The sequence below is a fragment of the Caulobacter sp. GW821-FHT11A05 genome, from assembly GCF_058809015.1.
In genome coordinates this window covers 649,399-661,739 of sequence record NZ_JBXASF010000001.1, presented here as the reverse complement: position 1 = coordinate 661,739, position 12,341 = coordinate 649,399, and the positions used below count along the sequence as shown (strand labels likewise).

General features: G+C 70.1%; 14 protein-coding genes. 8 read left to right on the top strand and 6 right to left on the bottom strand.

Annotation, left to right across the window (positions count from 1 at the left end):
• Window positions 1-267: 267 nt before the first annotated feature.
• The 3 genes from AC1RSK_RS02975 to AC1RSK_RS02965 are packed head-to-tail and all read left to right on the top strand — an operon-like array spanning window position 268 to window position 2,308.
• Entirely contained in the window at window positions 268-1,083 is an 816-nt protein-coding gene (locus tag AC1RSK_RS02975) for an SDR family oxidoreductase (protein ID WP_492905395.1), read from the top strand.
• Window positions 1,080-1,940: a patatin-like phospholipase family protein gene (locus tag AC1RSK_RS02970; protein ID WP_492905377.1), complete on the top strand. Its 861-nt coding sequence runs from the start codon at window positions 1,080-1,082 to the stop codon at window positions 1,938-1,940. Before AC1RSK_RS02975 ends, AC1RSK_RS02970 begins: the two co-directional genes overlap by 4 nt.
• Before the next feature lie 8 nt (window positions 1,941-1,948).
• Complete coding sequence (locus AC1RSK_RS02965; protein ID WP_492905375.1) at window positions 1,949-2,308, top strand: hypothetical protein; 360 nt, start codon at window positions 1,949-1,951, stop codon at window positions 2,306-2,308.
• Here AC1RSK_RS02965 and AC1RSK_RS02960 read toward each other — a convergent pair.
• On the bottom strand, window positions 2,305-3,051 hold the full coding sequence (locus tag AC1RSK_RS02960) for an alpha/beta fold hydrolase (RefSeq protein WP_492905373.1): 747 nt from the start codon (window positions 3,049-3,051) through the stop codon (window positions 2,305-2,307). The two genes, AC1RSK_RS02965 and AC1RSK_RS02960, sit on opposite strands and share 4 nt — an antisense overlap.
• Before the next feature lie 73 nt (window positions 3,052-3,124).
• Here AC1RSK_RS02960 and AC1RSK_RS02955 point away from each other — a divergent pair, with 73 nt between their 5' ends.
• Together AC1RSK_RS02955 and AC1RSK_RS02950 are read left to right on the top strand one after the other, a co-directional pair.
• Window positions 3,125-4,291: a glycosyltransferase family 4 protein gene (locus tag AC1RSK_RS02955; RefSeq protein WP_492905371.1), complete on the top strand. Its 1,167-nt coding sequence runs from the start codon at window positions 3,125-3,127 to the stop codon at window positions 4,289-4,291.
• Entirely contained in the window at window positions 4,291-5,259 is a 969-nt protein-coding gene (locus AC1RSK_RS02950) for a glycosyltransferase family 9 protein (RefSeq protein WP_492905369.1), read from the top strand. Before AC1RSK_RS02955 ends, AC1RSK_RS02950 begins: the two co-directional genes overlap by 1 nt.
• A gap of 41 nt (window positions 5,260-5,300) precedes the next feature.
• On the opposite strand, the gene AC1RSK_RS02945 is transcribed toward AC1RSK_RS02950, so the two are convergent.
• Window positions 5,301-6,119, bottom strand: coding sequence for a BON domain-containing protein (locus AC1RSK_RS02945; protein WP_492905368.1), 819 nt, complete (start codon window positions 6,117-6,119; stop codon window positions 5,301-5,303).
• Window positions 6,120-6,424: 305 nt separating this feature from the next.
• On the opposite strand from AC1RSK_RS02945, the gene infC reads away from it, so the two are divergent.
• From infC to AC1RSK_RS02930, 3 genes are all read left to right on the top strand, one after another.
• Window positions 6,425-6,913 carry a translation initiation factor IF-3 gene (gene infC, locus AC1RSK_RS02940; RefSeq protein ID WP_271065769.1) on the top strand — a complete coding sequence of 163 codons (489 nt, stop codon included), beginning with the start codon at window positions 6,425-6,427 and terminating at the stop codon, window positions 6,911-6,913.
• A 130-nt stretch (window positions 6,914-7,043) separates the two neighbouring features.
• Entirely contained in the window at window positions 7,044-8,993 is a 1,950-nt protein-coding gene (locus tag AC1RSK_RS02935) for an alpha/beta hydrolase family protein (RefSeq protein WP_492905366.1), read from the top strand.
• Between the two features lie 37 nt (window positions 8,994-9,030).
• Window positions 9,031-10,239, top strand: coding sequence for an MFS transporter (locus AC1RSK_RS02930; protein ID WP_492905364.1), 1,209 nt, complete (start codon window positions 9,031-9,033; stop codon window positions 10,237-10,239).
• Here the strand turns inward: AC1RSK_RS02930 and AC1RSK_RS02925 are convergent.
• The 4 genes from AC1RSK_RS02925 to AC1RSK_RS02910 are packed head-to-tail and all read right to left on the bottom strand — an operon-like array spanning window position 10,236 to window position 12,217.
• A complete protein-coding gene (locus AC1RSK_RS02925; protein WP_492905362.1) occupies window positions 10,236-10,748 on the bottom strand; it encodes a periplasmic heavy metal sensor in 513 nt (170 codons plus the stop codon). The genes AC1RSK_RS02930 and AC1RSK_RS02925 overlap by 4 nt on opposite strands.
• Window positions 10,745-11,167, bottom strand: coding sequence for a hypothetical protein (locus AC1RSK_RS02920; RefSeq protein ID WP_492905360.1), 423 nt, complete (start codon window positions 11,165-11,167; stop codon window positions 10,745-10,747). Before AC1RSK_RS02920 ends, AC1RSK_RS02925 begins: the two co-directional genes overlap by 4 nt.
• Before the next feature lie 7 nt (window positions 11,168-11,174).
• A complete protein-coding gene (locus tag AC1RSK_RS02915) occupies window positions 11,175-11,723 on the bottom strand; it encodes an RNA polymerase sigma factor (protein ID WP_492905359.1) in 549 nt (182 codons plus the stop codon).
• A 50-nt stretch (window positions 11,724-11,773) separates the two neighbouring features.
• Window positions 11,774-12,217, bottom strand: a complete 444-nt coding sequence (locus AC1RSK_RS02910) for an EF-hand domain-containing protein (RefSeq protein ID WP_492905357.1) — start codon at window positions 12,215-12,217, stop codon at window positions 11,774-11,776.
• Between the last annotated feature and the right edge of the window lie 124 nt (window positions 12,218-12,341).

Below are 12,341 nucleotides of genomic sequence, written 5' to 3'. Positions count from 1 at the left end.
GCACAAACTCGCGCCGCTGCTCCATGGCCGACACCTCCATCCAAGGCATGGACCGCCCTCCTCAAGAGCCAATCCAGAAAATGATGTGTCAGCTATGTCCCCGAACACCTGTCAGGCATGTCCCCGGGCTGAACAACAAGGCCTAGGATGACGGTAGCGAGGAGGTGGGCGGGGTTGGCGGGCCTTCCATCCACAATGTTAGGATAGCCCGTGAACCGCCTCCTCATCTTCGGCTTCGGCTACACCGGACGGGCCTTCGCCCACCGCATGCAGGCGGACGGCTGGGAGGTCTGGGCCGCCGTCCGGTCGGAGGACTCGGCCGAGGAGGCCCGCGCCGCCGGCGTCATCCCCGTCGACAGCGGCGACCAGACCGCCCTCGTCGCCGCCCCACCGATGACCGCCATCCTGGTCACGACGCCGCCCACCGACCACGGTTGCCCAGCCCTGGAGGCCCTGGTTCCGGCCATCGCCCGGGCCGGCGCCTTTCCCGACTGGATCGGCTATCTGTCGACCACCGGCGTCTACGGCGACCGAGAAGGCGGCTGGTGCTTCGAGGCCACGCCGCTGCACGCCCGCAGCATCGAGGCCGGCCGCCGCGTCGCCGCCGAGCGCGACTGGCTGGAGGTCGGGCGCGGCATGGGGCTGACAGTGCAGGTCTTCCGTCTGCCCGGCATCTATGGCCCCGGCCGCTCGCCGCTGGAGAAACTTCACGAGCGCACGGCCCGCAACATCGTCAAGCCGGGCCAGGTGTTCAGCCGCATCCACGTCGACGACATCGCGCGGGCCCTGGCCGCCTCCGTCGCCCGGCCGCGAGCCGGCGGAATCTACAATATCGTCGACGACGAACCGGCCCCGACCCATGAGGTCAACGCCTTCGCCGCCGCCCTGCTGGGCCAGTCGCCGCCGCCGCTCCTCCCCTACGACGAGGCCAGCATGCCGGCCCCGGCCCGGCGCTTCTGGGCTGAGAACAAGCGGGTCTCCAACGCCCGCGCCAAGGCCGAGCTCGGCTGGCGGCCGAGATACCCTTCCTATCGCGAAGGCCTGGCGGCTATCCTCGCCGCGAACGAGGGGAAACAGGCATGAGCAAGGCGTTGGTTCTGGGCGGCGGCGGTCCGGTGGGGATCGCCTGGGAGACGGGCCTGCTGGCCGGCCTGGCCGACGGCGGGGTCGATGTCTCGGACGCCGACTGGATTCTCGGCACGTCCGCCGGCTCCTTCGTCGGCGCCCATCTGGCCATCGGCCGCGACCCGGTCGCCATGCTGCGGGCCGAGTTCGCCGCCGCCGAGCAGATCAGGGAAGCCGCGCCAAGCGGCCGCCCCGCCCCCGACCTGACGCCGCTGATGAGCGTCATGATGAGCAAGCCGCCCGGCGAGCCGCTGGCCGTCGAGGGCCGGCTGAAACTGGCCAAAATGGCGCTGGAGGCCACGACCGTCTCGGAAGAGGCCTTCATCGCCGGCTTCGGCCCGCTGGCCGAAGGGACCCGCCCCTGGCCTGCCGGCTACGCCTGCACGGCCGTCGACACGGCCGATGGTGAGCTGGTCATCTGGGGCGAGGACAAGGCCGCCCCGCTGATCCGAGCCATCGCCTCCAGCTGTTCGGTGCCGACCATCTTCCCGCCGATCACCATCGACGGCCGGCGCTACATCGACGGCGGCATGCGGTCCGGCACGAACGCCGACCTCGCCAAGGCCCACGACAAGGTCCTGCTGGTCGCCGTCGCCCCGCCGGCCTTCCTGCCCTTCATGATGCCCGGTCTCGAAGCCGAACTGGCCCAGGTCCGCGCCGCCGGCAACAAGGCCGCCCTGATCGTCCCCGACGCCGGCAGCGGCGAGGCCTTCGGTCCCAACCTGATGGACGGTTCGCGTCGCGGAGACATCGCCCGCGCCGGCCATGCGCAGGGCTTGGCCGAGGCGGAACGGATCAAGGCGTTCTGGGCCTAAGGATTGTCATGCCCAGCCGCGACGCCCTGCTGATGAACCGCCCGGGTTGGTGGCGCCTCTACGGCGCCGCCGCGATCATCATCCTGATCGGTCTCGGCTGCCTGGCCGCCGGGGTCTGGATGCTGCTCTTCCAGGAGCAGGCCGAGCCAGTCGTTCGCACCTTCCTGGTTCGACCTCGACGCTGGGAGCGCTTCGGCGAGACCAGCTACGTCTTCTACCTCGCCCTGATACTCGGCCTGGGCCTGGTGCTGACGGCTTTGGCCGTCTGGATCGCCCGCGCCATTTCGGCCAGCGAACGGCGGCTTGATGAAAGGCTATCCCGTCAGATCGAGGCTGAGGCCGGCCGCAACACCCGCAGCCTCGACTAGCCGACCTCCTCCACCGCCGCGATCAGCCGCGCGATGTCCTGCGGCCGCGACAGTCGGTGGTCGCCGTCCTTGATCAGGGTGAAGACCACGTCCTCGCCCTTCAAAGCCTGGGCCAGAGCCAGCGCATGGCCCCACGGCACGTCCGGGTCCTCGGCGCCCTGGAGAATCCGCACCGGGACCTCGATCGGCACAGGGCCGGGCAGGATCGACCAGCGGGCGCCGTCTTCCAGCAGACTTCTGGTGATCGGATAGCCGCCCTCCTCGTAGAGGCTGGGCCGGGTCCATTCGCCGGTGGCGGCCAGGGCGGCGTGGGCCTCAGCCGGGAAGCCGGGCAGCATCAGCTTCTCGGTGAAGTCGGCGGCCGGGGCGATCAGCACCATGCCGGCCAGCCGTTCGGGGCGCACCGCCGCGACCAGGCAACTGATCCAGCCGCCCATGGAGGAGCCGACCAGCACCAGCGGTCCCTCCGTCAACTGATCGATCACCGCCAGGGAATCCTCGCGCCAGCGGCTGATGGTCCCGTCGCGGAACGCCCCGCTCGACTCGCCATGGCCCAGGTAGTCGAACCGCACATAGGCCCGTCCCCGCGCCAGCGCCCAGTCGGCCAGCGCCTTGGCCTTGGTCCCGGCCATGTCGGACATGAAGCCGCCCAGCCAGACCACCGTCGGGCCGGCGCCGGCGACGGCTTTCCAGGCCACGCGCTCGCCATCTTCACGCTCCAGGTATCCACTGGTCTCGGTCATGGCGCCGGGCTCCCGTTTGGCCTATCAACGCTCCCTATCCTCATTCGTCACCGCCAAGGAAGCGCTCACACCCTTGATCGCCCTGCCCCCGGATTTTGCGTTGCTGCAGGTGGTTCCCGAACTGGAGACCGGCGGCGCCGAGCAGACCGCCATCGACATCGCGCAAGCTGTCGTGAACGCGGGCGGCCGGGCCTATGTGGCGACGCGCGGCGGGCGGATGGCGGCGCGCCTTGAGGCCGACGGCGGCCGCCTGGTGCAGATGCCGGTGCATAGCAAGAACCCGCTGGTGATGATGGGCAACGCCGCCCGGCTGATCGACCTGATCCGCAAGGAGAAGATCAGCATCGTCCACGCCCGCAGCCGCGCCCCGGCCTTCAGCGCCCTGTGGGCGGCGCACGCCACCAAGGTCCCCTTCGTCGCCACCTACCACGGCATCTACAACGCCAAGTCCGGCCTCAAGCGCTGGTACAATGCGGTGATGACCCGCGGCGACCTGGTTATCGCCAACAGCGACTACACCCGCGACCACGTCATCGCCGCCCACGACGCCGCGCCCGACAAGGTCATCTCCATCCCGCGCGGCGTCGATCTCACCCGCTTCGATCCGCGCAAGGTCACCGCCGCCCGGGTCAAGGCCCTGCGCGACCTCTGGGGCCTGGGCAAGGCGGACGGCCGCACGGTCTTCGTACTCGGCGGCCGCATCACCCGGCTGAAGGGCCACAAGACCATCGTCGACGCCGCCGCCCGGCTGAAGAAGGAGGGCCAAGCCGACTTCCTGATCCTCTTCGTCGGCGACGACCAGGGCCGCACCGACTACCGCCAGGAGGTCGAGGACGCCATCCGCGCCAACGGCCTTGGCGATCAGGTCAAGCTGGTCGGCCACTGCGACGACATGCCGGCCGCCTACCGCCTGGCCGACTTCGCCCTGCTGCCCTCGACCCAGCCGGAAAGCTTCGGCCGCGCCGCGGTCGAGCCGCAGGCCATGGGGCGGCCGGTGCTGGTCAGCGACCACGGCGGGGCCCGCGAGACGGTGGTCGACGGCGAGACCGGCTGGCGGCTGGCCGTCGGCGACGCCGACGCCTGGGCCAAGGGGCTGGCTGAGGCCATGCAGACCGACGCCGCCCGCCGTCGCGCCATGGGCGAGGCCGGCCAGGCGCGGGCCAAAAAACTCTACTCGGTTGAAGCCATGTGCGAAGCCACGCTGGGCGTTTATGTTCGCATATTGGAGAGTCGGGCCTGATGGCGAGCTTCGAGAAGATCCTGGTCGTGCAGGCCGGGACCATCGGCGAATTCGTGCTGTCCCTGGCCGCCATGCGGCGGATCAGGGCCGCCCACCCGCGCGCCCGCATCACCCTGCTGACCATCCCCGCCTTCGAGGCCCTCGCCAAGACCAGCCCCTACTTCAACGAGGTCGACACCAATGGCGCGCCGGGCAATCCCGGCGAGTGGCTGGCCCTGCGCAAGGCGATCAAGGCGGCCAAATACGCCCGCGTCTACGACCTGCAGGGCAACTCCACCTCGGCCTCGCTGTTCAACATGCTGCGGCCCTTCCCGCCGCCCTGGTCGGGCCCGGTGGCCGGCGCCAAGTTCCGCCACCGCAACCCCAACCGCGAGAAGATGCACATCCTCGAGCGCCAGGCCGAGCAGCTGCAGGTGGCCGGCATCTGGCCGGACGCCCCGACCACGCCCGGCGACGCGCCGGCCCCCGACCTCTCCTGGATCGTTCGCCGCGCGCCGGAAGCTCGGCCAACCCCCGGCGCCCAGGCCCCGCGCCCCTTCGTGCTGCTGGTGCCGGGTGGCAATGAGAAGGCGCCGGAGAAGCGCTGGCCGATCGAGAAGTTCTCGGACCTGGCCGGGCGGCTGTTCAAGGCCGGCTACGACATCGTCATCATCGGCGGGCCGCAGGAAAGCGCCCTGGCCCGCACCATCCAGAAGACCGTCGGCCGGGCCCGCGACCTGACCGGCCGCACCGACTTCGCCCAGATCGCCCTGTTGGGCTCGCGCTCGGTGCTGGCGGTCGGCAACGACACCGGCCCGCTGCACCTGATCGCCGCCGCCGGCGCCCCGACGGTGGCCCTGTTCTCGGCCAGCTCCGACGCGGCCGTCACCGGCCCGCGCGGCCACGTCGCCGTGCTGCATGCCCCGACCCTGGCCGACATGGCCGTGGACACGGTGGCCAGCGCCAGCTTCTCACTGCTTCCGCGCTAAGAAGCGGCCGCGGGCCTGCCGGACCCGCGGCCTTCTTCACGTCAGCTCAGCGATGAAGACCCACGCGCCGTGGTTGGCGTCGCGGTCGTCCCGTCGCCCCGGCTCGCGCCGTCCCGGACCCGCAGATTGTTCTGCACATGCTTGGCGCCGGAGATGCGATCGGCGATGTCCTCGGCGTGGCGCTTGGCGAAGCGGCTGTCGACCGTGCCGCTCAGGGTCACCTCACCGTCCTTCACCGCCACCTGGATGCCCGAGGCGTCGATGTGGGCGTCGTCGGTCAGCCGGTCGTTGACGTCCTCGCGGATGCGGTCGTCCGAGCGCTTGTAGTCAGCCGGGCCGCGCCCCCGGTGGTGGCCCTGCGCCTCGCCGTCGGTCGCGGCCCGGACGTAGGGGTTGGGATCGCCGAAGCCGGTGTCACGGCCATAGGCGCCGCCACGGTAATCGGCCCGGTAGTCGGCGCGACGGGCGTCGTAGCTGTCGCGATCGCTCCACTCGGCGCCGTAGTAGCGGTTGGTCTGATCGTAGCTGTAGTCCGGCCCGCCCCGGCCCCGTTGGCTGTACCGGTCACGGCCGCCCTGGTCGAAGCGGCGGGCGTCGCCGAGGTAATCCTCGCTCGGATAGCCGGTCGGGCCGCCGTCGCCGTAGTTCCGGGCCCCGTAGTCGCCGTAGTAGCGGTCGGGGCGGTCGCCGGCGCTCCACGAGCGGTCTTCGCCCGCGTGATAGTTCTGGGCGGGTCCGGCCGGATTGTGCCCCTCCTCGAAGCGGCGCGCCTCGCGGCGCCCGCGGTAGTCGTCACGGTCGCGCCAGTCACTCGCGCCGCGCCAGTCCTGTTCGCGTTCGTTCCACCGTTGCATGGCCATTTTTGTTCTCCCGTACGCTTGAAACAACGAAGCCCCAGCCCGCCCCCGCGTTCAAAACCGGGGGCGACTCCGGTTGTTCCGGGAACTCCGATCACAACCGGCCTCGTCGCGTCTTTGTGAGCACAGGGGCGGCGCCCGGCCGCCGTGGGCCGCAACTTCACTTGCGGCGCACCCCGCCAAGGGTCATATATCGCCCACAGACGCGGAACGCCCCGGGCGAGCCGCGCCTTTCGTATAAACAGATACCGGAGCAGAAGCCTATTCGCCGCCCTAACAATACGCCGCCCGTGAAAGACGGGCCGCGCATGAATGAAGACATTCGCGTTCCCCGTGTTCTTCTGATCGATCAGAACGGCGAGAAGCAGGGTGAAATGCCCATCTCCGCCGCTTTGGAAGCGGCTGAAGAGGCCGGTCTGGACCTCGTCGAGATCGTCCCCAACGCCAATCCGCCGGTCTGCAAGATCCTGGACTATGGCAAGTTCAAGTTCCAGGAACAGAAGAAAAAGAACGAGGCCCGCAAGCGGCAGAAGATCGTCGAGCTCAAGGAAATCAAGCTGCGGCCCAACATCGACATTCACGACTACGACGTGAAGGCCAAGTCGATGCACCGGTTCTTCGAGGAGGGCGACAAGGTCAAGGTGACCCTGCGCTTCCGCGGCCGTGAAATGGCCCACCCGGAACTGGGCATGAAGCTGCTCAACAAGGTCAAGGCCGACTTCGACGAGGTCGCCAAGGTCGAGCACGAGCCCAAGATGGAAGGCCGCCAGATGATCATGATCCTGGCCCCGCGCTAGGCTTCCCTCATCGGTAAGAGATCAACGCCCCGGTTCGCGCCGGGGCGTTTTTCGTTGGCCCTTTCCGCCGGGGCCCCGCCTTTGCTAGCATTGCCCCGGGGCCGTCAGTCGGGCCTTGGGGGGCGTACTCATGAAATTCCTGTCGCGCGGCCTGGCCGCTCTGAGCCTGGGCGTTCTCGCCGTCTGCGCCCTGCCGCCGACGCCGTCGCTGGCCGCGCCGCTCGCCGCCTATGGCCGGCTGCCGACGATCGAGGACGCGCAGATCTCGCCCAACGGGGCGATGGTCGCCTATGCCGTCACCCGGGGCGACGCCCGGCTGGTGCTGATCAAGGCGGTCGCCGACGGCAAGGCGGTGGTCACGCTCAACGCCGGCGACCGGAAGGTGCGCGACCTGCAATGGGCGACGCCGGGCTACCTGCTGATCACCGTCTCCTCGACCAACTATGTCGCCGGCCTGGCCGGACCGGTGCGGGAGTATTTCCAGGTCCTCGCCTACGATGTCGCCACCGGCAAGACCCGGCTGTTGATGGACAAGGCCAAGGACTCCATGAACACCGTCATCGGTCCGCCGCAGGTGCGGATGATCGACGGCGCGCCCACGGTCATCGTCGAGGGCGTCCATTGGCCGAGCGGCGAGATGGGCCGCGACAGCCTGTTCGCCATCAAGCTGACGACCGGCGCCACCCGGCTCTACGAACAGGGCCGGCCCGACACCTCCGACTGGGTGCTGTCCCGCGACGGCACGCCCTTGGCCCAGACCGAATACGATCGGGTCAAGGGCGACTGGTCGCTGCGCCTGCAGCGCGACAACCGCTGGACTCTGGTCGAGAGCCTCAACACCCCTCTCAACCGCCCCTATCTGGCCGGCCTCGCCCAGGACGGAACCTCGGTGCTGCTGGTCAGCCATGACGACGAAACCGACGTCCGGGTGATCCGCGAATACCCCGCCGACGGCTCGGCCCCGCGCGAGATCAAGCTGCCGCCCTATGACGGCTTCGTCCGCGACCCGGCCAGCCACGCGCTGATCGGCATCTGGAACCTCGACGGCGACGACCTCTCCTACAGTTTCTTCGACAAGAAGGACCAGGCGGTCTGGCGCGGCATCAGCAAGGCGTTTCCGGGGCTGCAGGTCAGGCTGGTCTCCTGGACCGATGATCGCCGCAAGATCATCGTCCGGGTCGAGGATCCGCAGGCCGGCCCCTACTACGCCCTGGTCGATCTCGACACCAAGTCGGCGGGCGCCCTGGGCGACATCTACAGCGGCCTGAAGCCCGAGGACATCAGCGAGGTGCGGCCGGTGAAATACAAGGCCGCCGACGGCCTGGAGATCACCGGCTATCTGACCCTGCCGCGCGGCCGCGCAGCGGAGAAGCTGCCGCTGGTGGTCCTGCCTCACGGCGGCCCGGCCGCGCGCGACGAGCCGGGCTTCGACTGGGAAGCTCAGGCCCTGGCCTCGCGCGGCTATGCGGTGCTGCAGCCCAACTTCCGCGGCTCGGACGGTTTCGGGCGCCGGTTCCTCGAGGCGGGCTACGGCGAATGGGGACGCAAGATGCAGACCGACCTGTCGGACGGCGTCCGCGACCTGGCCGCCAAGGGGATCATCGACCCCAAGCGGGTCTGCATCGTCGGCTCCAGCTATGGCGGCTATGCGGCCCTGGCCGGGGCGACCCTGGATCGCGGCGTCTACCGCTGCGCCGTCGCCATCTCGGCGGTCTCCGACCCCAAGCGTTTCATGACCTCGGCGGCCGCGGCCGAAGGCGGCCGCAACACCGACACCCAGCGCTACTGGTCGCGGTTCATGGGCGTCGACAACCGCCGCGACCCGGCCCTCGCCGCCATCTCGCCGGTCGCCAACGCCGCCAAGGCGGACATCCCTGTCCTGCTGATCCACGGCAAGGACGACACGGTCGTGCGCTACGACCAGAGCCAGGTGATGGCCGACGCCCTGCGCAAGGCGGGCAAGCCGGTCGAACTGGTCACCCTCAAGGCCGAGGACCACTGGATGTCGCGCAGCGACACCCGGCTGCAGATGCTGGAGGCCACCGTGGCCTTCCTGGAGAAGCACAACCCGCCCAACTAGCCAGAAGAGGCCGTCAGGCGTAGAGGCTCAACCCCTCATGTCGGACCAACCCGCTCCTCAGCCAGAAGACAAGCGCGCCCTGGCCATCCTGCTGGGGGTGGTGTTCATCAACATCGCCGGCTTCGGGGTGGTGATCCCCCTGCTGCCCTTCTACGCCTCCAGCTTCGGGGCGCCGGCCTGGCAGGTCATCGTCCTGTTCTCGGCCTACAGCCTGGGCAACTTCTTCGCCGAGCCGATCTGGGGCAAGCTGTCGGACCGCATCGGCCGCCGGCCGGTGCTGATGCTGACCATCTTCGGCAACGCCGCCACCTACATCGCCCTGGCCTTCGCCGGCGACATCTGGATCGCCATGGGCATCCGCTTTGTCGGCGGCATCCTGACCGGCAACATCTCGACCATCCAGGGCTACCTGGCCGACGTCACCCCACACGAGAAACGGGCCGGCCGCATGGGCTTCATGGCGGCGGCCTTCAGCCTGGGCTTCGTCACCGGGCCGGTGCTGGGCGGGCTGCTGGCTGACCCCAGCCAGGGCACGGCGGGGTTCCGCCTGCCGCTGCTGATCGCCGCCGGCCTGGCCCTGACGGCGGGCCTGGGCGTCACGCTGTTCGTGCGGGAGACCCGCCACGTCCACAAGGACGCCCCGCGCCGCGGCCGCTTCGAGGGCCTGGGCGACGCCATCGCCCATCCGGTCATTCGCCGGGTGCTGGTCGTCAGCCTGATCGCCATGGCCGGGTTCGCCGGCATGGAGGCCACCTTCGGCCTGTGGGCCAAATATCAGTTCGCCTGGGGCCCGCGCGAGATCAGCCTCTGCTTCCTGGCCATCGGCATTACCGCCGCCATCGCCCAGAGCCTGCTGACCGGCTGGATGGCCCGGCGGATCGGCGAGGCGGCGACCCTGATGACCGGCCTGTGCCTGATCGCGCTCGGCTTCGCCTTCCAGCCCCTGGTCGGCCAGAACTGGCCGATCGCCATCCTGGGCATGATCATCGTGGCGCTGGGCCAATCCCTGGCCTTCCCCAACATCGTGGCCATCCTCTCCAAGGCCGCGCCGCATGACCGGCAGGGCGAGATGCTGGGCCTCAACACCGCCGCCGGCGCCCTGGCGCGCATCTGCGGCCCGCTGGTCGCCGCCCCGCTGTTCACCGGCATCGGGCCGAGCGCCCCGTTCGCGGTGGCCGCCGGCCTCTGCCTGCCGGCCGTGTTCATGGCCTGGCGGGTGTCGAAAGCCGTGCGGCGGAGCGCCTAACGTTCAGGCGGCGGGATCGGGCGACCTTCGCCCCGCGGCGGCGGCTCGCGCAGCTGGCCGGCCATGGCCTGGCGCAGGCCGGCCGCCAGCACCTTGCGCTCCTGCGGCGTCAGGGTGGCGGCGAAGTCCATGATCCTGGCCTCGACCTGACCCCTGGCCGCGGTGTCCAACTGGCGGGCGCGGTTCATCTCGCCGGCCACCGCCTTGGCGTCGAAGGTCTCCGCTTCCAAGGCGGCGATCGCTTCGCGACGGATGGCGCGCGATTGGCGGATGTCGTCGCGGGTCTCCAGCCCGGCCTGGCGGAACATCTGGCGGAAGGCCCGCCGCTTGGGGAAGGGCAGCTCATCGCCGGCCCGCCACAGCGGCGTGCGGTTCTGCGCCGCCAGCGCCGCCGGCCGCAGCTCGGCCGCCCGCCGCGCCACCACCACCCCGCCGACGATCAACCCGGCCAGGAACAGGTTCAGGGCCACCGAGACGACCAGGGCGACGATCAGACCACGGGGTTTCACGACTGGTTCTCCGTCTCGGGCAGCACGATCCAGTCGTCGTCGGCCGAGGCGGCCGTCACGGCGTCGTCCGAGACCTCGACGGGCGCCGGGCTGACCTGCGTCCCGACCATGACGCCGGCGACACTGGCCGCCGCCAGGGTCGCCCCGACGCCGGCCCCGGCCAACCAGCGACCAAGATTCCAGCGCGGCTTCTCCTGCGGCGCGGCGGCGAGGATGCGCGTCCGCAGCGCCGCGGAGGCTTGCGGTGGCCGCAGAACATCCAGCGCCTCGTCAAGGGCCAGGGCCTGCGTCAGCACCGCCTGCGCCGCCTCCGGAGCCTGCGCCAGCCAGGCATAGGCGGCGTCCTGCACGTCGGCCGGCCAGCGGGCGATCAGGCCGCCGTGGGCGTCGGCAAGAACCTCGAAGCGTTGCGCGTCCATCATCGTCTCATTCTCTCAGGTCGGCGAGGGCGGCGCGCAAGGCCCGGCGCCCCCGGGACAGCAGACTTTCCAGGGCCTCGACGCTGATCCCCATCAGCGAGGCGGCCTCGATGTTCCCCAGGTCCTGGTAGTGGCACAGCACGACCGCCTCCCGCTGCCGGTCCGGCAAGGCGGCCAGCGCGGCGGAAACCCGCACCCCGGTATCCTGGGCCAACAGCCCCCGGTCGGGGGCCGGGCCGGTGTCCACCTGCTCGGGCGGCTCGGCCATGACCTGCTCGCGCCGGCGGCGCAGGCGGTCGTAGCAGAGGTTCAGCGCCACCCGGTGCAGCCAGGTGTCGAACTTCGCGGCCCCAGGCGACCAGCTGGCCGCCTGTTTCCAGGCCCGCACGAACACCTCCTGGGCAATGTCCTCGGCCTCGGAGGCGTCGTTCAGCATCCGCTGGGCCAGCTGCAGCATGCGCGGCAACTTGCGGGCGACAAGGGACTGGACCGCGGCCTGATCGCCGCGGCCGATACGCGCGACAAGCGCTTCGTCCGGATCGCCCTTCAGCGTCAATACACACTCCCATCAGCGGCGCCCGTCCCGCCGCTTCAAGGACTATACCGTCAGCGGCCGCCACCCATCATGCCCTGTCCGGCCGACTGGCGCTCGGCGGCGGTCAGCACGCCATCGCCGTCGGCATCCATGCGGCCAAAGCGGCGCTCGGCCATCTTGCCCAGTTCGGCCTTGTCGAGCGCGCCGTCGCCATTGCCGTCCAGCATGCCGAACATGCGGCTGCCGTCACCCTTGCCCTTGCCTTCCATGCCCTTGCCCTCGGCCTTCGCCTTGCGGGCGGCCATGCCGGCCTGGAACTCGGCCTTGGAGACCTTGCCGTCATGGTCGGTGTCCATGCGCATCATCATCGTGGTGCGGCCGGCCTTGAACTCGGCCAGGGTGAGCTTGCCGTCGCCGTTGGCATCGGCGCGGCCGCCCTTGCCGGGGGCGGGCTGGGCGCAGGCGGCCCCGGCGGTCATGGCGAGCAGTACGCCGGCGATCAGATAGGCTTTCATGTACGGGAATCTCCTTGATCACTCCCCCGCAGCTTCAACGGCCGGGCCAAGGGGTTCCGTCGCCGGTCTCGCTATCGAAGCGGCGACCATTATACCGCCGTCCGCCGACCTACGAAAAAGGCGA

What these genes read in the sequence shown, in the direction of transcription:
- AC1RSK_RS02930 (WP_492905364.1), top strand. Translation starts at nt 9,031, where the DNA reads ATGTCGGACCAACCCGCTCCTCAGCCAGAAGACAAGCGCGCCCTGGCC.
- AC1RSK_RS02945 (WP_492905368.1), bottom strand. Translation starts at nt 6,119, where the DNA reads ATGGCCATGCAACGGTGGAACGAACGCGAACAGGACTGGCGCGGCGCG.
- AC1RSK_RS02965 (WP_492905375.1), top strand. Translation starts at nt 1,949, where the DNA reads ATGCCCAGCCGCGACGCCCTGCTGATGAACCGCCCGGGTTGGTGGCGC.
- AC1RSK_RS02920 (WP_492905360.1), bottom strand. Translation starts at nt 11,167, where the DNA reads ATGGACGCGCAACGCTTCGAGGTTCTTGCCGACGCCCACGGCGGCCTG.
- AC1RSK_RS02935 (WP_492905366.1), top strand. Translation starts at nt 7,044, where the DNA reads ATGAAATTCCTGTCGCGCGGCCTGGCCGCTCTGAGCCTGGGCGTTCTC.
- AC1RSK_RS02950 (WP_492905369.1), top strand. Translation starts at nt 4,291, where the DNA reads ATGGCGAGCTTCGAGAAGATCCTGGTCGTGCAGGCCGGGACCATCGGC.
- infC (WP_271065769.1), top strand. Translation starts at nt 6,425, where the DNA reads ATGAATGAAGACATTCGCGTTCCCCGTGTTCTTCTGATCGATCAGAAC.
- AC1RSK_RS02975 (WP_492905395.1), top strand. Translation starts at nt 268, where the DNA reads ATGCAGGCGGACGGCTGGGAGGTCTGGGCCGCCGTCCGGTCGGAGGAC.
- AC1RSK_RS02960 (WP_492905373.1), bottom strand. Translation starts at nt 3,051, where the DNA reads ATGACCGAGACCAGTGGATACCTGGAGCGTGAAGATGGCGAGCGCGTG.
- AC1RSK_RS02970 (WP_492905377.1), top strand. Translation starts at nt 1,080, where the DNA reads ATGAGCAAGGCGTTGGTTCTGGGCGGCGGCGGTCCGGTGGGGATCGCC.
- AC1RSK_RS02910 (WP_492905357.1), bottom strand. Translation starts at nt 12,217, where the DNA reads ATGAAAGCCTATCTGATCGCCGGCGTACTGCTCGCCATGACCGCCGGG.